Origin of the sequence: Rhizobium sp. 1399 (genome assembly GCF_031455475.1) — a bacterium.
Lineage (GTDB): Bacteria > Pseudomonadota > Alphaproteobacteria > Rhizobiales > Rhizobiaceae > Rhizobium.
On record NZ_JAVDSU010000002.1, the window covers coordinates 676,651 to 699,601 of the forward strand.

The window sequence follows — 22,951 nt, forward strand, 5'->3', positions numbered from 1 at the left end:
CGTCACCTATGTCTTATTGCGAGAAGTGTGATGTCGTCGTGGATCTTTTGTGACCCGATAAAATGCATTAATGCCGCAACGATTTCGGAGACGACTTTGTCGGCACTTTCGTTCTTGAGGCGAAGTGCCTCAAGGCACAGACGGTCAATGCCAAACAGTTCTCCAGCGTCGTTTTCGGCTTCCGTCACGCCGTCTGTGTGGAGAAGAATGAGGTCGCCCTTCTCAAACGCTATCCTGCGGGTATTGATGAACGTGGAAATATCGGCCTGCAGTCCGATCGGTATTCCCAAATCCATCGTATCGATACGTTCGATCTCGCCGCTCGCCCGTATTACGATCACCTCTTCGTGCTGGCCAGACAGGATCATTTCTTTCCCGTCGTAGTCGAGGAATGCCAAAGTGAGGTGCTTGTCGATCTTGGTTCTCACGATATTCTTGAAAAGAGCGCTATTCAGGTCAGTGAGAAATTTCACCGCATCGACATTGCCTGCCTCCTGCAGTGCGCGAGCGACCGACTGGACCATCAACATCAACACTCCGCTTTCGAGCCCGTGCCCGGCGACGTCGCCAATGCCGATTTTCAAACGATTGCCGCTTTTCAAGACATCGTAATAGTCGCCGCCGACCTCCTCGGCGGGTCTCATGTATGCCGCTATTTCCAGCGTCTGCAGTTCGTCAAGTTCCTGATGCAATGGCAGCACCATCAACTGGATTCTCTCGGCGACGGCCAGTTCTGTCCCAAGCCGTCGATTTTCGCGCTGAAGCTGCGCGTTCAACGTTGAGATCTCTTCCTTTGCATCTTCGATCTGGGCCGTTCGCTCTTCAACAAGTTGCTCGAGATTTTCCGTGTGGAAGCTGATCTCTTCCGCCATCCTGTTGAATGCTTCTCCGGCCTCGCCAACCTCGTCTTTGCTGGCGATGGCAACCCGTACCGAGTAGTCCTTCGTCTGGATCCTTCTCGCGGCATCTGCGAGGGCACTGATACCACTCGTTATTCGCTTTGAGGCGGCAAGCACCGCGAGGGTCACGATTGCCAGCGACATTGCGATTGCCAGGATCTGATAGAGTACGATGCGGTTCGTGGCTTCGGAAATCTTGGCTTGCGCCGCGTATAGGGAAGCATCGATTTCCCGCTCGGGTACAGCCAGCACGAGGGACATCGCCTCTTGACGGACCGGGCCGCTGGACCAGAGATTGGTCGGTGGCAGTTTCTTCACGATCACGATGTAGGGGACTTTTTGCCCGTCCCGTTCCAACAATAGGTGTTGGATGCCCTGTTCTCGGTCTAGCGCCATTTTTGCAATTTCGGGTTGGGAGCTTCCCTTCAACGACCGCTCCAGTCCGGTCACGCCTGTTCCGCTCGCATCGCTCGCGGATCGCAGGCCGAGAGTCTCTTCGCCTGTATGGTTGATCGCGACGACATTTCCGTCGGACATTGCGAGGAAGCCAAACCCGGATTGGGCCACTTTAACATTTTCAACAGTCTGCGCGAGTTGGTCGAGCGTGATGTCCGCGCCAGCCGTGCCGGCGACGTCCTTCCTGTCGGCTGTCCATAGAGGATGAAAGAAACTCACGATGAGTTTCCCGGTAATCGCATCGGTATATGGAGCTGTCTGAGTGATATCGTCTGCGACCGGCCGCGCATTCCGATTTGTGGCCCAGCTCTGCCAAGACTCGTAGAGCCCTGGAAAAAAGAAGTCCCAGAAATTTGCATCGTTGTGACCGGGATAAAGACGGTCGAAAGTCTGAGCCTGATCCGTATACGGTGCGGTTCTGAAAATTGGCCTTTCTTTCGGGCCAATGTAATACATCTGGAGCTTGGAAGAACCGTGTTGCAGCAAACTCGGCGCTACGATGTCCAGAACCGCGCTCGCCTGGATGTCGGCCTCGACGTCAGGTCTTGGACTATGGTCAGGCCTCAGCAGGTAGCCCCAAACGCTCACTACGGAGACAGAGCCCGGAATGTTTTGAGACCAGTTCCCCTTCTGGTCATAAGCGAGGCGGACGCTGTCGGGAGAGGTTCGAGCGATCGCCGCACCGACGTCTAAATTGCGCTCGGGATCATCGATTTGTGCCTGAAGCACGCCTGCCAGCGTGCCAACATCGTTGTGAACCTGCCGTAACAGCAAACTGACCTGGGCAGCGGTGGAATCGGCATATGTCCCGATGTATTCCTGGCTTGCTGCCTCGAGGCCTTGCCCGACCTCCAGCGTCGCGTCGCGTGACAGCCGTTGGACGTTCCAGAGTGCCAATCCTCCGCTCACCAGCAGATCAAAGAGGACTGCTCCGCCGACAACCAAAATGAACTTTGCGCGGAATGAACCCAGCTTGATCGGTCTTTTCGAAGATATCCTGTTCATCATAGCGGCTTTCGGCCGGACGCCGCCCAGATCGGCCAGCCCGCGTAACCCTTCGGATGAAGGGCCGCGAAAACGTGGTCTTTAAATCCCTGCCTGAACCTGCGAATGAACTCCGGTGTGTCCCCCCGTCGGACAGCCATCTGGCCCGCGTAGACGTTTTCCCAGGCTTCGATGATGTCGGCGAAGTCCTGAGGATCGCCGTCAAGGTTGGTTACCATGAAAGCATCGACCTTGATCGCGTCGAAGCCCGCGTCTGCGAGCAGGTGACGGCTTTTCGGCCCCATCTCGACGTCCATGTCGAAGTGCCTGAACAATTTGGCGACTTCTTCATACGTCCACTTGATCGTCTCCGCATGTGGCTCGCCCAGGCAATGCGAGTTTTTCTCGTTTGTAATGTAGACCCGGCCGCCGGGTTTGCAGATACGGTAGAGCTCGCGCAGCAGCATCTCGGGACGGTCGAAAATCTGGAGGGAATGCCGGCACGTTACAAAGTCGAATTGATTGTCCCGAAGCAGCATCTGGGACGCATCGCCATAGGTGTATTCGATTTCCTTCAAATCGAAGTCCGCAGCCACTCTACGAGCGTAGTCCAGGCTGCGCACCGAGTGGTCCAGAGCGACAAGGCGGGACGGCTTAAATTCCCGTTGAACCAAGGCTGCGAAATCACCAATCCCGCAGCAGATGTCCGCAACGACAAGACCACTCCGGAGACCGTGACGAGGCAATAGTTCTCTCTCGTGCCTCCATGTCATTTTAGTCTGAGTACGGAGAATGGGAATGAACTGCTCGTCTTCCACAAAGCTCTGACCCGGATAAAAGGCCGAGTCGTAAACTTCCACCGTCAGGTTGGGGTAGCGTTTGGCCAGCTTTTCAAAAACCGGAGCCGACCACGCCATCACGCTCGAGGTCACAATGACGATCTTCCGCTCCGGTCTCGTCCGGCAGCTTTCCATGAGGATATCGGCCAGGGCGGAAAAGGCCGTCATGTTGATATGCGTCAGACGTTTGACATTGAGGTAGACGACCCCGCTATACCTTTCCAGGCTTTGCTGCATCAGCGATAGGGCATCGGCGATTTCTGCGGCACCTTTTGGCCGTATCTTGCCAGACAAAACCAGCTCTTGGTTTGTCGGATCAAAACGAACTGCGAAGGATGCGTCGTGGCTCATTGAAAGTCCTCGGCCAAGGGGAAATCCGCGACGATCTTCGTGCTCTCCACACCGTCTGTCTCAATCCGGATCGCTGAGCGGAATATTGTCGCCAAATCTCCGAGCAGCGCCGTCGTATCGGCCGTGAACGCCTTCCCGTCTCCTGCTTCTCCTGCCTCAGCCGCGAGGGGAGGCCGGAGCTCGATCAGGCTCGCACTTTTGTGACGACCACCGGACAGGTCCTGATAGGGGAGTTCAATCGTCAGGCGATTTGTTGTGGCGTTTCGATGGAGACTGAAACTCATCAAACCTGATTGACCCGACCAGCGGAAAGCAAGTTCAACGAGCTCGTTTGCCGCGACCGAAAGAAAATTCGAATATCGGGCGGGGTCGGTATGTCCTTGGCCGAGAATGTCGGAGAGATACTCGGTAATCCTGTCGCAAAATCTCCATTCGGATTTCACCAATGCGACATCCATTTCCAGCGACAACATGAGGGTGAATGCATGGCGATCGATGCTGGTTGCTATCTCTTCCAATACATCCTCCGTTGGTACATGGGTGGCGCATGCCATCTTTTAGAACACGTTGTAACGTTCGCACTCACAATTGCGCGGCGCGGCCTTGGGATGTGTTCGCATGATCGATAAATTCCCCAATCGTCGCGATCGGGAGCGGTCTGCTCACCAAATAGCCTTGTAGCCTGTCGCATCCCGCCTTGCGCAACCAGTCCGCCTGCTGTGCCGTCTCAACCCCTTCGGCGGTGACGCGCATGTGGAGGCCATGTGCAAGCTCAATGACACAGCGCACGATTGCCTGGCTTTTGAAATCGCTTTCGAGATCAGTAATAAAATATCGATCGATTTTTATCGTGTCGAAAGGGAATGTTTTCAGATAGCTGAGGGATGAATATTCTGTCCCGAAGTCGTCGAGGGCGATTTTGATGCCCAGCACGTTGAGAGTATTGAGGGTGTCGATGTTGTTGACGGTCCGCTCGAGCAGCACGCTCTCGGTTATTTCAAGCTCCAGGCGATCCGATGGAAATCCGACAAGATCCAGCGTTTGCGAAATCCGATCGGTAAGGCCGTTTGTCAGGAATTCAGCCGCCGACACATTGACGGCGACGATGTAGTTCTGTGGCCAGTTCATCGCTTCCCGACATGCCTGTTCCAAAACCCATGCGCCTATTTCCGGCATCAAGCCATCTGCTTCGGCCATCGGAATGAAGGTGCTTGGAGGAATACTTCCGAGCAGGGGGTGGTGCCATCTCAGAAGCGCTTCGAAGCCGACGATGGAACCGACCTCCGCGATTGGTTGATACTCCATTGAGAATTGGTGGTTTGCCAGGGCTATTCGAAGGCTCCGGCGCAGTAGCTCGCGCTGCTCCAGCAATTCAAGCATTGAAGGATCAAACGATTTTGCGCGACGGCGACCTTCTTTCTTCGCGGCGTAGAGTGCGACGTCAGACGCCTTCATGAGTTGCTCCGGACTGGCGCCGTCCGGTGGCGCACTTGACACGCCAACGCTGCTGCCGACAAACACCGCGATGCCGTCGATCATGAAGGGCTTTTGAAATGCCGCAACTAGGGCTTCCGCCAGTTGGTGACCCTTGGCCGGATGTCCCAGGCCCATGGAGATGACCATGAATTCGTCACCCGCGAGGCGATAAGCCCTGTCGTCTTCTGCAAGGCATCCTTGAATGCGGCTAGCAGCAAGCTGAAGAAGCTTGTCTCCGGCCGGATGACCCAACGTGTCGTTCACAGGCTTGAAGTCGTCGAGGTCAAGCTGCATCAGAGACAAGGTCTCGCCCGAGGCAGCTATTTGCGTCAACGACACAGCGAGATCCTCGCTAAACTGGCGTCGATTTGGCAAGCCCGTCAACGGATCGTGGGTTGCCAGATGCAATAGGGTTGCTCGTTCGTCGTCAAGGCGATCGCCCGATCGAACAACGGCGTACATATTTCCGATCTGAAAGATCGTCAGTCTTTGCGAACCAGGTTTCCTGATATTGATCGACAATCGCAAGGACTGGACGCCTTCGCCCATTGAGCGGAGTGCCTGCATGGTCGCCAATTTGTCCAGCTCTGGAAAATGCTCCCATAGCGACATCGCGGGCGCAAGCGCAGCGGGCAGTTCATCGCCCAGCAAGTTTTTGATCGGATTGAAATCGTGGTCGAAGAATAAGAGCCGATCGATCGGGCTCGGGGCATGTTCCTGTCTATCTTCAGGAGTCGCGCGCGTGGCACGAGCTTTACGCATGTCTGAGCTCTCCATGGTCGAGTTTCCCTGAGAACGATCACCGCAACTCAAAGCCGCCACAACTTAGGTATGCAGTATCTAATTTAGATAGTCCGGATTAAAAATGTTCAAACCTCTTTTTCGCACAGGCAATTGCAACTTTCGGCTGGCGTGCTGATTGCTGGGCCTTCTCCTTATATAGCTAAAAGTGTGGGTCGCGGACTAGTCGTGGTGACGATTTAACGTTTTGGAATTCGCGGTTTGGGCAAATTGGATTCAAGACTGGCCATTCGAGGCGTGTCATGGATATCGACACACCCAGCGCTGACCGATGGTCTCGGATCGGATCTTTTTGCCCGAAGCGCGAAGGGGGCAGCGAAGGCCACGCTCTGAACAATCGTCGCGTCGTCGATGCGTTGATCTGGATGGCCCGGTCAGGCGCACGCGGCCGCGATTTGCCTGCGCAGTATGACGACCATCTGGCGTCAAGCGGGCGCTATTACGGCTGGACCGAGATGGGTGTGCTGGAGAACTCCGCTCCCTTCCGCATCGGATGCCGGTCACGGCAATCGCGTGCACAACGCCGCGCGATCCTCGGGAAGTTCGTTTCACGCCTTCGGCAAAAAATAGAATACAAATAACTCTTCTTCACGGAACCAACGCGCAGGAAATCGTAACGACGCTATTTTCCGACCATTACCCTCAGGCAAAATCGATCATCGCCTCGGCCGCCCAGGGCTATGTCGATCTCTCTTCCAAGCTGAACTACGATCCCGAGCAGGCCGCCAAGCTCCTGGACCAGGCCGGTTGGAAGCTCGGCGCGGATGGGCAGCGCGAGAAGGATGGACAGAAGCTCGTCCTGACCGCTTATGAATCGCTGCCGCAGCCACAGAACAAGGCGACGCTTCGGCTGGTCGCCCAGCAACGGGCAAAGCTTGGCGTGACGCTGAACGTGTTGGCTGGCGACGCAGGCAACAAGACATTGGACGATCTCGATCCGGCAAAAAAGCCGGACAGTTGGCTCGAGTGCTCGCGGATAAAACGGAAGAAACGATCGCGGTTGCCATCCGACGCACACTTGAGGAACGGTTTCGCTGCATACAAAGCGGATATTCGCAGGGCCACGTGCTTGAAGACCTCGCACCGCACCCGTTAAGCACTACAACGTGATATCCCCGGACTGTGCGTCGACACCCCAGCTGCACAAACTCTGAAACCGGCATACCCCGTTTGGCGGCATCTCCTTGCACTTGTGCTCAGGTACGCTTGCCGTCCCGGCCCATCACGTCATATAGACGCCACCGGTAACGTTGATGCCCTGGCCGGTCATGAAGCGGGCGCTGTCAGAGCATAGGAAGACGACGACGTCGGCGACGTCCTCAGGTGTTTCGATGCGACCGAGCGGTGTTTGCCCGACATATTCGTTGAAAACCTGCTCCGGCGTGATGCTTCGCAAGGTGGCTTCCCACTCGATCTCGCGGCTCTGCATTCCAGTCTTGACGAAGCCAGGGCAAACAGCATTCACCCTGATCCCCTGGGGAGCAAGCTCGCGCGCCAGCGCCTGCGTCCAGCCGAGCACCGCAAACTTGCTCGCGGAATAGTGCGCGAGAAGCGGGGCGCCGACCTTGGCGGCCAGCGATGCAGTGTTGACGATGCAGCCGCGGCCCTGTTCCGAGAAATGACGCCCGGCGATCTGGTTGGTCAGGAATATGCCGCGAGTGTTCACATCGAAGTTGAAATCCCATTCCTCGTCGGTCAGTTCCAGCGCCTTCTGCATGGTCGAAACCCCGGCATTGGCGATCAGGATATCAGTGCTGCCCAGTTTCTCCAGCGCGGTCGAAAAAGCCGCCTGAACCGACGCGCGCTTGCGCACATCGACCTCGAGGGCAATCGCGCCGTTTCCGATTTCCTGTGCCGCCTTTTCGGCAGATCGCACATCGATATCCGCAATGGCGATCGTTACGCCCTGCCGGGCGAGCGCCTTTGCGATGGCAAGACCGATGCCGGTACCGCCTCCGGTAAGGAAGGCACGGCGCTCGCGTAGTTCTGGGAAACTCGGATGAGTCATGACTGCTCCTTATTATGCTGCACCACGATAAGAAACAAAATCGAACTTATCAAATGTTTTTTTTGTTTGCTTGCGTTCGTTTCTCTGTCTATGCTTTCGACATCTCACACCGGACGGGTCGTTTCGCCCGGAAAAGTCTGACGCCGCTAAAGGATCTGGAAATGGTTTTTGACTGCTTTGGAGCCCGCAAGAAAGTCGTGATCTCCATGGCCCATATAGGGGCGCTGCCGGGTTCTCCGCTCTATGATGCCGATGGCGGCGTCCAGAAACTGATCGATGGTGTAATGTCGGATGTGGAGAAGCTCCAGGCCGGCGGCGTGGACGCCATCATGTTCGGCAATGAAAATGACCGCCCGTATGTGTTCAAGGGCTCGCCGGAAGGCATCGCGGCCATGACGGCTATCGTGCAGGCGATCAAGCCGTCGCTGAAAGTACCGTTCGGCGTCAACTACCTGTGGGATCCGCTGGCCAGCGTCGCCATCGGGGCCGTCACCGGCGCAAGCTTCGTGCGCGAGATCTTCACGGGCCTGTTCGCCTCGGACATGGGATTGTGGCAGCCGGATTGCGCCAGCGCCGCGCGCCTGCGCGCCACTCTCGGCCGCAAGGACATGAAGATGCTGTTCAACATCAACGCGGAATTTGCCCATTCTCTCGACCAGCGCCCGATCGCTCTTCGCGCCCGGAGCGCCGTGTTCTCCTCGCTTGCCGATGCGATCCTCGTTTCGGGCCCGATTACCGGTCAGCCGGCCAATCAGTCGGACTTGCGCGATGTCTGCGACGTCATAAAGGACGTCCCGGTCTTCGCCAATACCGGCGTCAACATCGACAACGTCCGGGATATTCTCGGCATGGCGCAGGGTGTCGTCATCGGCACCCATTTCAAGGTCGACGGCAACACCTGGAATGCGGTTGACGCAAGTCGCGTCAAACGCTTCATGGACGTAGTCGAAACATTGCGCTGAGACGGAACCGCTTTATGACCGTTGTTCTTGGCCTGGATATCGGGACGACCTCGACCATCGGCATCCTGGTCGGGCTACCTGACCGCATATTGGCGACCGCTACCCGCCCGGTCACGCTTTCCTCCCCCCACGCCGGATGGGCCGAGGAGGACCCGGCCGAATGGTGGGCCAATGTGCGCGCCATCGTGACGGAACTCCTGAACGCGAGCGGCATCGAAGCGTCCGAGGTCAAGGCCGTCGGTGTCACCGGCATGTTGCCGGCTGTGGTGCTGCTTGACGGCGAGGGTACCGTGCTGCGTCCGAGCATCCAGCAGAGCGATGGCCGCTGCGGGGCGGAGGTTGCCGAACTTCGGCAGGAATGGAACGAGCCCGATTTTCTCAAGCGGGCCGGCAATGGCATCAACCAGCAACTCGTCACGGCCAAGCTGCGCTGGATCGAGCGGCACGAGCCGGAAGTCTTCTCCCGCATTGCCACTGTGTTCGGCTCCTACGACTACATCAACTATCGCCTGACAGGCAGCCGGGCCATGGAGCAGAACTGGGCGCTCGAAGCAGGTTTCGTGGATATTTCGACGGGCCTTGTCGACGAGGACCTGATCCGCCTTGCCCATGTCAGGCCCGACGTCCTTCCGCCCAAGCGGGCTTCGCACGAGATCATGGGCTTGATCGATGCCCGCGGCGCGAGCGAGACTGGCCTGGCGGCCGGCACGCCAGTCGTCGGCGGCGCGGCGGACATGATCGCCTCGGCGCTCGGGGCAGGTGTCATTGATGCGGGCGACGTGCTCCTGAAATTCGGCGGAGCGGTCGACATTCTCACAGCAACTGATCTCGTCAAGCCCGATCCGCGCCTGTTTCTGGACTACCATCTCGTGCCGGGCCTGTTCATGCCGAATGGCTGCATGTCGACTGGCGGTTCGGCCCTCAACTGGTTCGTCGAGACATTTGCCGGAGGCGAGCGGGAAGCGGCGCGGGCCGCGGGGCGAAGCCTTCATCAGCATCTTGATGTCCTGGCTTCTGCCAAACCTGCAGGCGCGGACGGGCTGACCATTCTGCCATATCTGCTCGGGGAGAAGACCCCAATACATCATCCCGCAGCGCGCGGCGTCATTGAGGGGCTCACGCTTTCGCACGATATCGGCCATCTCTGGCGAGCCCTGCTGGAGGCCTATGCCTATGCGATCCGCCACCATATCGAGGTTCTGGTCGATATGGGCCACCATCTCAGGCGCTTCCTCGTGTCGGACGGCGGATCGCAGAGCACCATCTGGATGCAGATCGTGGCTGACGTGCTGAATGCGCCGGTACAGCGTCTGTCCGGTCATCCTGGCTCCTGCATCGGGGCGGCATGGACGGCAGCGATCGGCGTCGGCCTTGAAAACGACTGGCGGGGCGTGACCCGCTTCGTCACCTTCTCCGAAGTCCTGCAGCCGCAGGCCGAGAACGTTGCTTCATACCGGGAGGGTTACCTCCGCTACCGTGACCTCTACGAACGGCTCGCGCCGCGCTGGAGAGCCGGCTCGTGAGTGATGCCGGCTTTCTGGCCGTTGCGTGGGATATCGACGGAACGCTGGTCGATAGCGAACCGTTGCACCATCGCGCGCTGGTGGCGGCATCGCAGGGTTTCGGCGTCGACCTGTCCGATCTTCCGGATATGGCGTTTCGCGGCGTCCACATGGGCGACGTCTGGAAGCTGTTGCAGTCCCGCCTGCCGCAAGGGCTCGCAGAACAGGAATGGCTGGACGCGATCAATTGCCACTATATTGAAAACTGGCACAGCCTGCAGGCCGTGCCAGGAGCGGTCGAAACCATCCGGATGCTCGCCGATATCGGCATTCCGCAAGTATGCGTTTCCAATTCCTGCAGGCCCATCGTCGACGCCAATCTCGATGCCATGGGCATTTCCTCCTGCATCCGTTTTTCGATCAGCCTCGATGATGTAGCGGAGGGCAAACCCTCGCCCATGCCGTATCGCAACGCGGCAGAACGCCTGGGGTTTTCTCCTGCATCGATCGTGGCTGTCGAAGACAGTCTCACCGGTCTCGTCTCCGCCAGGGCCGCAGGTCTCTATGCTGTGCTCTTCACCATGCAGAAGGGCGGTCTCGAGGAAGAGGACACGGACCGGCGGCCGGATCTGACGATCGACGTGCTGGCCGGGGTCGCAGCCCTCTTTTCGATAGGCAATGCAATCAGCCATACGTGTTAGGCGAAATGTGCAGCCTGTACTTCCGCACAGAGGTGATCATAATCGTCTGTGCATGGCGTGTTTGATTCGAACATGCTTTGTTTGAAACGCTTTCCCTTTCGGCTAAGCTAGCTTTTATCTTCGTCGCAACAGACATTGGCGACAAACGAAAGACAAGAGGCAGATGGCGAGGGAACAGTCGGCGTTGAAAACGAATGAACGGCCCAAATTCCTGGCGCAGGTCAGGCAGGCCGCAATTGTCGAAGCGATCGGCCGCTTCGGCTCAGTGACCGTAAGCGATCTGGCCCAGCAGCTCTCGGTGTCGGAAATGACCGTCCGCCGCGATCTCGTAGAACTCGAAAAGGACGGCAAGCTTATTCGCACCCATGGCGGCGCGGTGAAGCCAGATCGTGCGCCGGCGATGCCGGTCAGCGAAAGTGCCGACAGCGAAGAGCCAGCCTTCGAAACCCGCCTTGTTCGAAATGAAAACCTGAAGAAGCGGATTGCTTCTGCCGCCGTCGATCTTGCCGCGGGAGCTCGCAGCATCGCGCTCGACGTTGGAACGACCACCTATTTCGTATCGGAAACCCTGGCGGTACGTCCGCATACGAAGATCTTCACCAACAGCATTCGCAGCGCCGCACATCTGGCCGGAAGAGGAGCGGAGATCTATCTCGCCGGCGGTCGAATCCGCGGCGAGGAAATGTCCACGAGCGGTTCTTCCGCCGTGAACCAGTTCGAATCCCTCTGGTTCGACGTGGCCTTCGTCGGTGTTTCCGGCCTGACGTCAGAAGGGATCTTCGACTATTCGTTCGAAGAAACGGACATGAAGCGTATCTATCTTTCACGAGCGTCCCGGCGTGTGGTGTTGTGCGATTCAACCAAATTCAACAACATGTCTCTGGTCTATGTGGCCGCGTTGACGGAGTTCAATACGCTTATCTGTGACGAAATGCCGACGGGTGACCTCTACAAGGCGCTGACCAACGCAAACGTGGAAATTATCGTCGCCAATTGACCGGGCCAGTTCCGCATATCCACGAAGCAGTGTCCCTAAATCCGGATCACGATTGCTTTCTGAGAACGTGCTTGTCCTTTGAAGACGTGAATGCGCGTTGCATGCATTGAGCATGCGAACGATAATCCGTTGGAAATTCCCCCGGAGTGAGGGGCAGGTTGCTATTTGTTGTTTTTTGTTAGAGATTGTTCTTTATTCGTGAATTGAGCCCCTGTGGCTCATTTCCGATGGGCAAAAGTCTCCGGACAGAAGAAACGGTGCGCGCGATCATGTTCACTTCCTTGAAAGGCATTTATCCCGATCCGTCGGCCGGGGCGCGGCTGCCCTCGTTGATCGCCGATATCGGCCGTCACAGCGGCGAGTTTCCGGTCCTGCTTGCCAACCATCTTCCCATGGTGCTCGAAGCTATGGGACGGCTCGGCGCTTCACCCGCGCGGCTGGAGGAATATGCGGAGCATTACACGCGCATTCATGCCGTTCCCTTGCCGGCGGCGGCGGTCAGGCAGCTCGATGCCTCGAACTGGGAAACGGTGCTGGGGCAGCGCGAACATGAGGGCGACCTGCGGCGCTTCTTCCAGGGGGTCGTTGCCGAGATAGGCGGGCACGCAGCCATCCGGCGCTACCTGCCACGCCTCTTTCCCGGCGTTGCTGCTTCCGCCACCCATGGATTGATGCGGCTCGCCTATGCAGTGCTTCGCAGCGACGATACCGAGATTGCCGTCGCGCTCGGCTACTGGGCGGCCACCTACCTGTCTTACGACGTCATTCCGGCCGATCGCCGGCGTGACGCCATCGATCCGGTCTCTCTTTTGCTCGACATGCATGCCGATCCGCGGCTTCGCAATATCGACGCGCCGACCTATCTGCTCTGGAAATGGATCGAGGCCATGGGCAAGGTGCCGGCGTTTCAGGAGCGGCTCGGGCGTTTGGCGCCGTTGCCGGATCTGCTGGGCAGGATGCGTCCCGCATCCCTTGCGCTGTTTGCGGCGACAATGAGTTTCGAGGCCCTGCATGCCGTCACCGGCTGCCATTGGCTGCGGCTCGTCAGTCCCCATCTGGATGAGCCGCAACGCCTCGCCATGCATTTCTGGGAAGTCGTCATGGCGCTCTATACCAAGATTGACATGCCGGCGTTGCCCTCGCCGGAGGTTCTCGACCAATGGCGGACTGTGCCGGTGCCGCCGGATGAGATCATTGCCGCCGCTGCCGTCGCCTCAAATGACGAACACGACCATTCGCTGGTGTTTTCGGCATTCGAGGAGTTTCGCGATACCGGCGATCGGCTCTACAAGGTCGTCGCCGCGCGCCGCATGGGCTTGATCGATTTCGATGCGCATGCCCTTCAGGGGTAAGTCACGGGCTGAACGTGGGGCATATTCTTAGCGCCCTGAGGACAGATGACGGGCCGACGCCTCAGGCAGCGCCGCCGTCGAAGCAATATTCCGGCTGGAAATGGATCTTGTCGTAGCCGTCGAGCGATCGGTAGAAATGCTCGATATCGGCCTTGAAAAGGCCGCGACAGATGCCGGAAACGAGTTTCGGCACGCCAGATTTCAGTCCGGTGATGCCGTTGCATACAGGCCCAAGACTCGGGACCGCCGCATTGTTGAAGACATGGATGTTGGCGAGCATCGGCAAAGAGCCAGGCGTCTTCTCGAGGAATTCGAAAGCCGGGCCCAGATAGGGATAGGCCAGGAGATCGCGGTCATCCTCTCCCTCGTTCGGGATGAAGCGGTCCTCCCATGTCGCAACCGAACCGATCAGGTTGGAAAGCTCCGGCCGGCATGAAAGATCGACGCGATAGCCCGTACCGAGCAGGAGGTGATCGAACCGAAAATCGCCGGCGGCTGTTCCTATGCAAATCTTCTCGCCCTCCATGGCGACCGACCGCACAGAGGCGCCCGTCACCAGCCGGCACGCCTCATGTGCCATGGCGCGGTTGAACATCTCGTTGGTCGGCGGTGTTTTGAAGGCAAACATCCGCCGGGCAAATCTGTAGCGGCTGTGATCATCGAGATCGGCGAAATGGTTGAGAAAGCCGGGGAAATTCGACCAATCAAGCAGTTCCGTGCGAGGCAGGACAGTCGAGCGCGCCAGAACCGTCACGGATTCAGCGCCAGCCTCGAGAGCCGCGACCGCCCAGTCGAAGCTGGATGCGGCTGCACCGAGCACGCCGATCCGTTTGCCGACAAAGAAGCCGGCATCGATCTCGTCACCGCTATGGGTCCAGTGCTGACGTGGAAGGTTTTCACGAATTGCGTCCGGCACGTTCAGGCTGCCGGCCCCTTCGAGGCCGGTGGCCAGCACGACCTTGCGGCAGGAAAGCTCTCCTAGCACCCCTTCTCGTTCCACAAGGAGGCGCAGATGCCCTTCATCGGGCTCGATCCGGATCAGTTTTGTATCGTTGCAAACATTCAGCGCAAGGACCGATCTGAACCAGCCGAGATATGCCATCCAGTCGATCCGATCGATCTTGTCCAGCGTCTCCCAATGTTGCGACCCATATGTGGCCTCATGCCAGGCCCGATAGGTCAATGACGGAATTCCGAGATCCGGCCCGGTGAGGGTCTTGGGCGAACGCAATGTGCGCATGCGCGCCGTTGTGATCCAGGGTCCTTCGCGGCCCTCCGGTGCAGCATCAATGAGGAGTATGCGCTGGACGCCCTGCCGCTTCAGCCCAAAGGCAACCGACAGGCCAGAGAGACCTGCTCCCACGATGACGACATCTGATATAGCCTCGCCGGATGTGCGGCGTCGTTCCGGCACCCACTCGCGCAGGCCTACTTCTATCGTTGTGAGGTCGCGCGCAACCTGCGCTTCAAGTGCGGCGACGGCTGCGGCACCATATGCGGGGCGGTGTGGGGCTGAAACATCCATTGGCGATGGCTGCATGGCGACATTTCTCCAGGAAACGACACCAAGGTATCGAGAGGGGGAAAGTTGTAAAGTGTTTGATTGTGTTGTTTTCATTTTTTTCGCACACGCACTCTTCTTCGCAACACAAACGGTGGCTCCCTTCTGAGAACGAAACGGGGAAATATAGAGTGGAAAAATATCTCTGTAAAAACAATAGGATGAAAAATTAGACGCTACTGCCTTAAAATAAATCAGATCGCGGCTACGCATTGATCATCCTGCAAAAGGATTAATCAGAGAGATAGACTTCGGTATGTTTTTTGTGATGGATGTGAATTTTTGTTTGACTTGAGTGCGGTCATAGCTAACCTGCCTTCATCCGGTTCAAAAACAGAAGGGGTTGGCGATCCATGATGAAACTATCCTCACCATGCATGACCATTAAAGCAGGCAGGCTGGCGGTATCGGTGCTCGCGCTCATGGCTTCTGCTGCCTATGCCGAGGCAAAGTCGCTCGATGGCGTAACGCTGACGATCGCCTCCATGAACGACGGCTTCGCGAACGTCCTTCAGGCGCTCGCCCCCGCTTTCAAGGAGGAGACGGGCGCGGACGTCAAGGTCGAGATCATGGACTATGGCACGCTGCTGACCAAGACGACCGCCGACTTCATTGGCGACACCAAGGGCTACGACCTCGTCACCATGGACATCGTTTGGGCCGGCGCCTATGCGGAGAACAAGTATACGGTTGACCTGACCGACAGGGTAAAGCGCGACGCGGCGGAACTCGATCTCGACGATATCTATCCGGTGATCCTTGAATCCCTCGGGCAATATGACGGCAAATATGTTGCCTATCCGCTTGCGGCCTATGCCAACGTTCTGGCCTATCGCAAGGACTTGTTGGAAGCCGCCGGCCTGAAGCCGCCGGCGAACATGGAAGAACTTGTCCAGGACGCCCTGAAACTCAACGACCCGTCCAAGAAGCAGTATGGCTTTGTCGCCAATGGCCAGAAGGGGCCCGCGGTCGCGCAAGACTGGATGCAGTATAACAATCAGCTTGGCGGCTCCATTCTCAACAAGGATGGCCAACCGGCGCTGAACTCCGAAGCCAATATCAAGAGCCTCGAGGTTTACAAGCAGCTCTTCACGGAGGCCGCACCTCCCGGCGCAATCGAATACGACTGGGGCGGTCGCGAAGAAAGTTTCCGTCAGGGGCTTGCAGCCTTCATGCAGACATGGTCCGTCGGTGCGACGTCCTATTCCGATCCGAAGGTCTCCAACGTGGTCGGCAAGGTTGGTATTTCGGTCGCTCCGGTCGCAACGGGCATGACGCCGCAATACGGCGTCGGCGGCTGGGGCCTGTCGATCAATGCCGACATCGACGCCTCCAAGCAGGACGCTGCCTGGACCTTTATCAAGTGGATCAGCAGCAAGAAGGTCCACAAGGAATTCAATATGCTCGGGGCAGGTGGCTTCATCCGCAAGAGCGAGCTCGATGACCCTGATCTCAACGCGAAATTCGACTTCCTGCCGGTTCTCAAGGAAACTTATGAGCACGGCAATGGCGAATTCCGCCCGCGCATTCCCCAGTATCCGGAAATCCAGGATCTGCTTGGCACTGCCGTGAACTCGGCGCTCTCTGGCTCGGTTACGCCGAAGGATGCGCTGGACAAAGCGCAGGCGGCAGCCGAAAAACTGTTCTGACAGACTTTGACGCCCGCCATCCGGGAGAAAAGGGTGGCGGGCCGACCTTCAATGCAACCTGAGTAAAGTTGCGACCTACATGACAGGCGCTGGCTGTTCCCGCGACAGCCTGCCGAATTTAGAGTGGAGCGTTGGACCTGTGCGTTACAGCTTCTCAGACCGTCGCAGGTTTTTCCTGTTCTTCATGGCCGCGCCGGCCGTCATATATGTCGCAGCCGTAGGATTGTGGCCACTTGGACAGGGCATCTGGTACAGCTTCTATAAATACCATCTTCTGCGCCCGGCCCGCACCCAGTTCGTTGGCCTCCAGAACTACTTCGACATCTTCTCGGATCCGTCGGCCCGCAAGGCCATTCTCAATACCTTTCAGTTCACGATCTTCAGTGTCGGGTTGCAGCTGGTTTTCGGCTTCTGCCTTGCACTGCTGCTGTGGCGCGACAGTCGCTTCAATCGCATCGTCCTTGCCTTCCTGCTCATTCCCGCCACGATCACCCCGCTTGTGGTCGGCCTGATCTTCAAGGCGTTGCTCGGTGCGGACTACGGTATGATCGGCTACTTCCTGTCAGAGGCCGGGATCGGGCCGCGCAGCGGGCTGCTGACGGACGGCGGCACGGCGCTCTGGGTGCTGATCTTTATCGATTGCTGGGAATGGACGCCCCTGATGGCGCTGATCCTGCTCGCGGGACTGAAAGCGCTGCCGGCAGACGTGCTGGAGGCGGGGCTGGTTGATGGCGCAACTGCCTGGCAGCGCTTTCGGATGCTTATCCTGCCGCTGATGCTGCCATCGGTCTTCCTGGCGCTCACGCTGAGAAGCATGGACGCCTTCCGCGTGTTCGATTCCGTCTTCGTCACGACCGGGGGTGGACCCGACGATGCTACGAACACGTTGATGATGCTCGGCGTCAAGGAAGGGCTGCAATTCTTCAATGTCGGCTATGCGTCGGCGGTCGGCAACGTCACACTGCTGTTTATAGCGCTGATGGCGACCGCGCTGATGCTGGTGGTGCGCCGCGCCGATGTCCGGATCAATGGGAAGTAATGCGATGGCCATGGTTTCCAAACGACGCGTCTTTCTCGAGCGGACCACCATTCTCACCATTACCGTGCTGTTCCTGCTGCCGGTATGCTGGCTGATTTCCACGGCTTACAAGCCCTCGAACCAGATCTTCTCCGTGCCGCCGCGGTTGTTCTTCGAGCCAACGCTCGACCAGTTCCGCAAGGCCTTCGCTGCTTTCGACGTGTTCTCGCTGGTGCGCTCGTCGCTTGTCATCAGCATCGGCACGACGCTTCTGTCGCTGCTGCTCGGCACCCCCGCGGGTTATGCCCTGGCAAGATCCAAATCCCGATATGCCGCGGGCTTTGCCTATTTCTTCCTGGCGATCCGCATGATCCCGGCAATCGCAGCCCTGATCCCCTTCTATCTGCTCATGCGGGACATCGGCCTGCTCGGAAGCTGGTGGGCGGTCATCGTTTTCAACACCATGCTCAACTGTGCCTTCGTGACCTGGATGATGTTCTCCTACTTCAAGTCGCTGCCTCCAGACATGGAAGAGGCGGCACTGACCGATGGCTGCACGCAGATGGGTGCCTTCCTCAAGGTCGCTGTCCCGACCACCCGTTCAGGCATGATCGCCTGCGCGCTGTTCTGCATGATGTTTTCCTGGAACGACTTCCTTCATCCAATGTTCCTCACGACACTCGATTCCAAGCCGATATCGGTCGCGTTGCTGACCGCCTATGGTACCAAGGACATCACCTGGGGCACGCTCGGCGCGCTCGCCCACTTCTCAACAATTCCGATTGTCCTGATGGCGCTGTTCATGAATCGCTACTTCGTTCAGGGCGCAACGAACGGCGTACAGTAGGACCCAGATCCATGGCCCAGATTTCGTTTCAGAACGTGTCCAAAACCTATGCGGGCGGCAAGTCTGCCGCGCTGACGGACTTTAACCTCTCGATCAACGACGGTGAATTCATGGTGCTTGTCGGTCCGTCGGGCTGTGGCAAGACCACGGCGCTGCGCATGATCGCGGGCCTTGAGGAGATCACCGGCGGCACGCTCAGGATCAACGATACCGTCGCCAATGATCTTGCCCCGCGCGAGCGCAATATCGCCATGGTGTTCCAGTCCTACGCGCTCTATCCGCATCTGACCGTCGGCGAAAATATCGCGTTCGGACTGAAGGTTCGCGGCGCCAAGCCCGAGGAGGTGGCGGAGAAGGTTCGCGAAACGGCTGCGCTGCTCGAACTGACGGAATTCCTCGACCGGAAGCCGGCGCGCCTTTCCGGTGGCCAGCGCCAGCGCGTCGCCATGGGGCGGGCGCTGGTTCGCTCGCCCAACGCCTTCCTCATGGACGAACCGCTTTCGAACCTCGATGCTCGACTGCGTGGCCAGATGCGGACAGAGATTTCGAGGCTGCAGCGTATGCGGGCGGTCACCACGGTCTACGTGACGCACGACCAGGTGGAGGCGATGACGATGGGTCATCGCGTCGCCGTGATGAACAAGGGAACACTGCAGCAGCTCGATGCCCCTCGCAAGCTCTACGACAATCCGGTGAATATGTTCGTCGCGAGCTTCATAGGCTCGCCGCCGATCAATTTCATGGAGGCGACCCTCGTTGGTCGCGACGGCGCACCGGCCTTGCAGATCGGTCCCTTCCTGCTCCCGCTTCCGGCCTCGGCGGACCGGCTGGCCCGACGCATTGGCGGCAAGGTTGTCGCCGGCATCCGCCCCGAAGCCTTCAAAGTGACCACGGGCTCGACGGGACCGGGAACCCTCTCCGCCAGGGTCCTGTTCGTCGAGGATCTGGGAGCCGACCTGCTGCTGCATCTCGATTCCGGCGAGATCGCCATGGGCCATGCCGACATGATCGAGGACGAGCGCGATGTGATGAAGTCGTCGCCGAAGCTGAAGGCCATGATCGACGGCAGCCATCGCATCAGCCGCGACGAGAGCGTGTCCTTCGCCATCGATCCGGCGTCCATCCTCGTTTTTGATGCGCAAACGGGAGTAACCTTGTGACGAGTCCGGCAACCGGCGGCTTCTGGCCGCTCGGCGGTCCCGTCTCAAGGGCGGAGATCGCGCTCATCATCATCGACATGCAGGTGGATTTCTGCGCCCCCGGCGGCTGGGTCGACCAACTCGGCGAGGATGTCTCCAACACCCGCTCCGTCATCGCGCCGATCCGCGATGTCCTTAAAGCTGCCCGGGAGGCGGAGATCACCGTTATTCACACCCGAGAGGGACACCGACCCGATCTTTTGGACCTGCATGCCAACAAGCAATGGCGCACCCGCGTCCATGGGCTCGGTATCGGCGATCAGGGCAAGACTGGCCGTATCCTGGTGCATGGCGAGCCGGGCTGGCAGATCATTCCCGAACTAAGTCCCGTCGAGGGAGAACTGGTGATCGACAAGCCGGGCAAGTCGTCATTCCACCGCACCGAACTGGCGGACGAACTGAAAAAGCGCGGCATCTCTCGCCTTGTCGTCACCGGTGTCACCTCGGATTGTTGCGTGCAATCCACCCTGCGAGACGGTTTCGAATACGGCATCGAGTGCGTGCTTCTCGAAGACTGCACGGCGGCGGTCGAAACACCCAATCACGAGGCGACCCTCGAAATCCTTGGGGCATTCGGCGGGCGCTGGGGCGGCGTCTCCGACCGGGCTGCGTTCAATGCCATGCTGGAGATGCTCGATGGCTGAGCGCGACATGAAAAACTTCGGCGCCATTGCCGCCAATCCCTATTCCTGGCCCTTTGACGGGGTCTGGTCGGCGATCGACACCGCGCTTCTGCTCCTCGGATTCCAGAACGGCAACATTGCCGCGCTGTCGGCCGGGCCGGAGCTCGAAGCCGCCATGGAACTGCTCGAAGGGGCCAAGAAAGCCGGCCTTACCGTCGTTGCCGCCCGCCGTGGAGCAGACCCGTCCGAAAGCGCGATAGCGGCTCGCCGTCGTCTCCTCGGCGACCATGTTCCCGCTAGACATTCTGCCGAATGGGCGCTGAGCGAAATGCTGGAGCTGCCCGATAACGCAATCCTCGTCGATCATGGTGGCGACAACGCATTTTTCCGCACGGGGCTCGAGGATGAGCTGCGCCAGCGCGGCGTGCGGAACCTGCTCGTGACCGGCCTTCCGACCGAAGGCATCGTTCACGCCACACAGCGCGCGGCCAACGACATGGGTTTCGAGTGCCTGACGGTGGCGGATGCCTGCAAGGGCACCTCGCCCCTGCGCCACAGCGCGCAATTGCGTATCACAACTTTCGGCAACGGCCTTTTCGGCACGGTTGCCGCCACCGCCGACGTCCTGGCGGCACTAACGACAATTCAGGAGTAGCATCATGTCAGAATTCACCTGGTCCGACGCCACAGGCAGCCTCGATCTCACCACGCTCGGCAAGGCTTATGCTACCGGTGGCCTGACGCCGACCCGCGTCGTCAACGCCATCTACGACCGCATAGAAGCACGCGGCGACGACCACGTCTGGACCTATCTCGTGTCGCGCGCGACCGCGCTCAAGGCCGCAGCCGAGCTGGAGGCCGCCGGCCATGATGGACGACCGCTCTGGGGAATCCCCTTCTCGGTGAAGGACTGCAACGATATCGTCGGCCTGCCGACGACGAACGCGCTCAAGGAAGCCGCCTATGTTGCCCACTCCTCCGGCCAGGCGCTCGACCGCCTTTTCGAGGCCGGCGCGCTTCTCATCGGCAAGACCAATATGGACCAGTTCGGCATCGGTCTGGTGGGCATGCGCACACCCTATGGCGCCTGCTCCTCCGTCTTCGACGAGCGTTACATTTCCGGGGGGTCGAGCTCGGGCTCGGGCGTTTCCGTGGCCGCCGGTCTTTCGAGTTTTTCCATCGCCAACGATGCCGCCGGCTCGGGACGCGTACCGGCAGGCTTCAACAACATCGTGGGCGTCAAGCCGACGCCCGGTCTGGTCAGCAATGCCTGTGTTTCCGGCGGCGGCTGCGTAAAGACCATCGAAACGCTCTCCGTATTCTCGCTGACGGTCGAGGACGGCATGAGCGTGCTGAAGCTGATGGCGGGCTATGACCCGTCCTATCCCTTCTCGAAGCCGGAAGCCGACGAGGTGCAGCTCACTCCCGTCGCGCCGCCGCCGCACTTCCGTTTCGGCGTGCCGGCCGGCGATGCGCTTCGTTTCTTCGGTGACGCCGAAGCCGAGCGCCTGTTCGGCGAAGCTGTCGAACGGCTGATCGCCTTGGGCGGCGAGAAGGTCGAGGTGGATTTCACGCCCTTCGAGGAAACGCAACGCATTCTCTATGACGGCCCCTGGATTTCCGAACGCGCGCTCAGCCTCGACAGCGTGCTGGAGAAGTATCGGGATGCAATCCATCCGGTAACGCGGCAGATCCTCTCGAAATCCGGCAACTTCAGCGCCATCGACACCTTCGCGGCAATCCATCGCATCGCCGAACTCAAGCGCGACACGCGCGCCGTATGGAAGGACATCGCCGTTCTGCTGGTGCCCACGACACCGACGATCTACACAAAGGAGGAGATCGCCGCGAACCCGATCGAGCTGAACAGCAAGCTCGGCATCTATACGAACTTCGTCAATCTCATGGGGCTTTGCGGTATTGCCGTTCCCAACGGCTTCCGCAAGGACGGCCTGCCGCTCGGCGTCACGTTCCTGGCGCCGGGTTTCGAGGAGGCGCGCGCAGCCGGCATAGCCGCCGCCTTCCACAAGGCAACGGGCCTCAAGCTGGCCAAGTTCGACAACCCGTATCCGGAAGTCGTCGAACAGCCGCTGCCGGAAGGCTATCGGGAGATCGCCGTGGTTGGTGCCCATCTTTCCGGCATGCCGCTCAACCACGAACTTGTCGAACGCGGCGGCTTTTTCCGTCGGTCCACCGCCACCAGCAGCGACTACAGGCTCTACGCGCTGACTGGAACTGTTCCGGCCAAACCAGGCCTGATCCGCGCTGAAAGCGGCGCGCCGGTCGTCGTCGAAATTTGGGCGCTGCCGGTTGCTGGTTTCGGCGATTTCATCGGTCGCATTCCCGCGCCGCTCGGCGTCGGCAAGCTGACGCTCGACGACGGTTCGCAGGTGACCGGCTTTCTCTGTGAAAGTGCGGCCGTCGCCGGCCAGCCGGATATCACTGGTTATGGCGGCTGGCGTGCCTATTGCGCGCAAAGCGCCTGAAAACGATCCAGTGGCCTGTTCGCCGGGTCCATGGTGATGCGAACGTCGGATCCATCGCACATTGAGCTTCAATGAAGCGCATGAAAAAGGGCGAAAGGAGCGTTAGTGCCGAGCACCTCGAGCCCGAGAAGACCGCTGGAGGTGAAGGAGGGATGGCCGGCCTCCGGTTGCCAAGGGAACGATGTTGGCGAGCCCGACCGTGTTGCTGCCACCGGCATGTCAACGCCGGTGGCATTTGTG

At 59.1% G+C, this 22,951-nt stretch carries 19 protein-coding genes and 1 pseudogene; 14 read left to right on the plus strand and 6 right to left on the minus strand.

Annotated elements, in window-relative coordinates:
* Window positions 1-2: 2 nt before the first annotated feature.
* The 4 genes from J2X71_RS09265 to J2X71_RS09280 all read right to left on the minus strand — a co-directional run bounded on the left by J2X71_RS09265 (window position 3) and on the right by J2X71_RS09280 (window position 5,767).
* Entirely contained in the window at window positions 3-2,363 is a 2,361-nt protein-coding gene (locus J2X71_RS09265; RefSeq protein WP_310381508.1) for a SpoIIE family protein phosphatase, read from the minus strand.
* On the minus strand, window positions 2,360-3,529 hold the full coding sequence (locus tag J2X71_RS09270; RefSeq protein WP_310381510.1) for a methyltransferase domain-containing protein: 1,170 nt from the start codon (window positions 3,527-3,529) through the stop codon (window positions 2,360-2,362). The genes J2X71_RS09265 and J2X71_RS09270 overlap by 4 nt, the downstream gene beginning before the upstream one ends.
* Window positions 3,526-4,047 (minus strand): hypothetical protein, encoded by a 522-nt coding sequence (locus J2X71_RS09275; protein ID WP_310381512.1) that lies wholly within the window; start codon window positions 4,045-4,047, stop codon window positions 3,526-3,528. Before J2X71_RS09275 ends, J2X71_RS09270 begins: the two co-directional genes overlap by 4 nt.
* A gap of 64 nt (window positions 4,048-4,111) precedes the next feature.
* Entirely contained in the window at window positions 4,112-5,767 is a 1,656-nt protein-coding gene (locus J2X71_RS09280; protein WP_310381514.1) for a bifunctional diguanylate cyclase/phosphodiesterase, read from the minus strand.
* A 281-nt stretch (window positions 5,768-6,048) separates the two neighbouring features.
* On the opposite strand from J2X71_RS09280, the gene J2X71_RS09285 reads away from it, so the two are divergent.
* Window positions 6,049-6,387 (plus strand): transposase, encoded by a 339-nt coding sequence (locus J2X71_RS09285; RefSeq protein ID WP_405049691.1) that lies wholly within the window; start codon window positions 6,049-6,051, stop codon window positions 6,385-6,387.
* A pseudogene (locus tag J2X71_RS09290) lies at window positions 6,378-6,758 on the plus strand (ABC transporter substrate-binding protein); the annotation flags it as partial. The gene J2X71_RS09285 and the pseudogene J2X71_RS09290, both read left to right, overlap by 10 nt.
* Window positions 6,759-7,028: 270 nt before the next feature.
* Here the strand turns inward: J2X71_RS09290 and J2X71_RS09295 are convergent.
* Window positions 7,029-7,814: an SDR family NAD(P)-dependent oxidoreductase gene (locus J2X71_RS09295; protein ID WP_310381516.1), complete on the minus strand. Its 786-nt coding sequence runs from the start codon at window positions 7,812-7,814 to the stop codon at window positions 7,029-7,031.
* Window positions 7,815-7,975: 161 nt separating this feature from the next.
* On the opposite strand from J2X71_RS09295, the gene J2X71_RS09300 reads away from it, so the two are divergent.
* From J2X71_RS09300 to J2X71_RS09320, 5 genes are all read left to right on the plus strand, one after another.
* Window positions 7,976-8,776 (plus strand): BtpA/SgcQ family protein, encoded by an 801-nt coding sequence (locus J2X71_RS09300; RefSeq protein WP_310381519.1) that lies wholly within the window; start codon window positions 7,976-7,978, stop codon window positions 8,774-8,776.
* 14 nt (window positions 8,777-8,790) lie between these two features.
* Complete coding sequence (locus tag J2X71_RS09305; protein WP_310381521.1) at window positions 8,791-10,299, plus strand: FGGY-family carbohydrate kinase; 1,509 nt, start codon at window positions 8,791-8,793, stop codon at window positions 10,297-10,299.
* The gene (locus J2X71_RS09310) at window positions 10,296-10,979 is read left to right on the plus strand and encodes an HAD family phosphatase (protein ID WP_310381523.1); all 684 of its coding nucleotides are present in this window, start codon (window positions 10,296-10,298) and stop codon (window positions 10,977-10,979) included. The genes J2X71_RS09305 and J2X71_RS09310 overlap by 4 nt, the downstream gene beginning before the upstream one ends.
* A gap of 163 nt (window positions 10,980-11,142) precedes the next feature.
* Entirely contained in the window at window positions 11,143-11,976 is an 834-nt protein-coding gene (locus J2X71_RS09315) for a DeoR/GlpR family DNA-binding transcription regulator (RefSeq protein WP_310381525.1), read from the plus strand.
* Window positions 11,977-12,245: 269 nt separating this feature from the next.
* Complete coding sequence (locus tag J2X71_RS09320; protein ID WP_310381527.1) at window positions 12,246-13,328, plus strand: questin oxidase family protein; 1,083 nt, start codon at window positions 12,246-12,248, stop codon at window positions 13,326-13,328.
* Between the two features lie 61 nt (window positions 13,329-13,389).
* Here J2X71_RS09320 and J2X71_RS09325 read toward each other — a convergent pair whose 3' ends face one another.
* Entirely contained in the window at window positions 13,390-14,868 is a 1,479-nt protein-coding gene (locus J2X71_RS09325) for an NAD(P)/FAD-dependent oxidoreductase (RefSeq protein WP_310381530.1), read from the minus strand.
* Window positions 14,869-15,242: 374 nt separating this feature from the next.
* Here J2X71_RS09325 and J2X71_RS09330 point away from each other — a divergent pair, with 374 nt between their 5' ends.
* From J2X71_RS09330 to atzF, 7 genes are all read left to right on the plus strand, one after another.
* Window positions 15,243-16,538 (plus strand): sugar ABC transporter substrate-binding protein, encoded by a 1,296-nt coding sequence (locus J2X71_RS09330; protein ID WP_310381532.1) that lies wholly within the window; start codon window positions 15,243-15,245, stop codon window positions 16,536-16,538.
* A 139-nt stretch (window positions 16,539-16,677) separates the two neighbouring features.
* Window positions 16,678-17,577, plus strand: a complete 900-nt coding sequence (locus J2X71_RS09335; protein ID WP_310381534.1) for a sugar ABC transporter permease — start codon at window positions 16,678-16,680, stop codon at window positions 17,575-17,577.
* Window positions 17,578-17,581: 4 nt separating this feature from the next.
* Entirely contained in the window at window positions 17,582-18,403 is an 822-nt protein-coding gene (locus J2X71_RS09340) for a carbohydrate ABC transporter permease (RefSeq protein ID WP_310381536.1), read from the plus strand.
* Window positions 18,404-18,414: 11 nt separating this feature from the next.
* The gene (locus J2X71_RS09345) at window positions 18,415-19,563 is read left to right on the plus strand and encodes an ABC transporter ATP-binding protein (protein ID WP_310381538.1); all 1,149 of its coding nucleotides are present in this window, start codon (window positions 18,415-18,417) and stop codon (window positions 19,561-19,563) included.
* Window positions 19,560-20,246 (plus strand): isochorismatase family cysteine hydrolase, encoded by a 687-nt coding sequence (locus tag J2X71_RS09350; RefSeq protein WP_310381540.1) that lies wholly within the window; start codon window positions 19,560-19,562, stop codon window positions 20,244-20,246. The genes J2X71_RS09345 and J2X71_RS09350 overlap by 4 nt, the downstream gene beginning before the upstream one ends.
* Window positions 20,239-20,880, plus strand: a complete 642-nt coding sequence (locus J2X71_RS09355; protein ID WP_310381542.1) for a cysteine hydrolase — start codon at window positions 20,239-20,241, stop codon at window positions 20,878-20,880. The genes J2X71_RS09350 and J2X71_RS09355 overlap by 8 nt, the downstream gene beginning before the upstream one ends.
* Window positions 20,881-20,884: 4 nt before the next feature.
* The gene (gene atzF / locus J2X71_RS09360; protein ID WP_310381544.1) at window positions 20,885-22,711 is read left to right on the plus strand and encodes an allophanate hydrolase; all 1,827 of its coding nucleotides are present in this window, start codon (window positions 20,885-20,887) and stop codon (window positions 22,709-22,711) included.
* The last annotated feature ends 240 nt before the right edge of the window (window positions 22,712-22,951 follow it).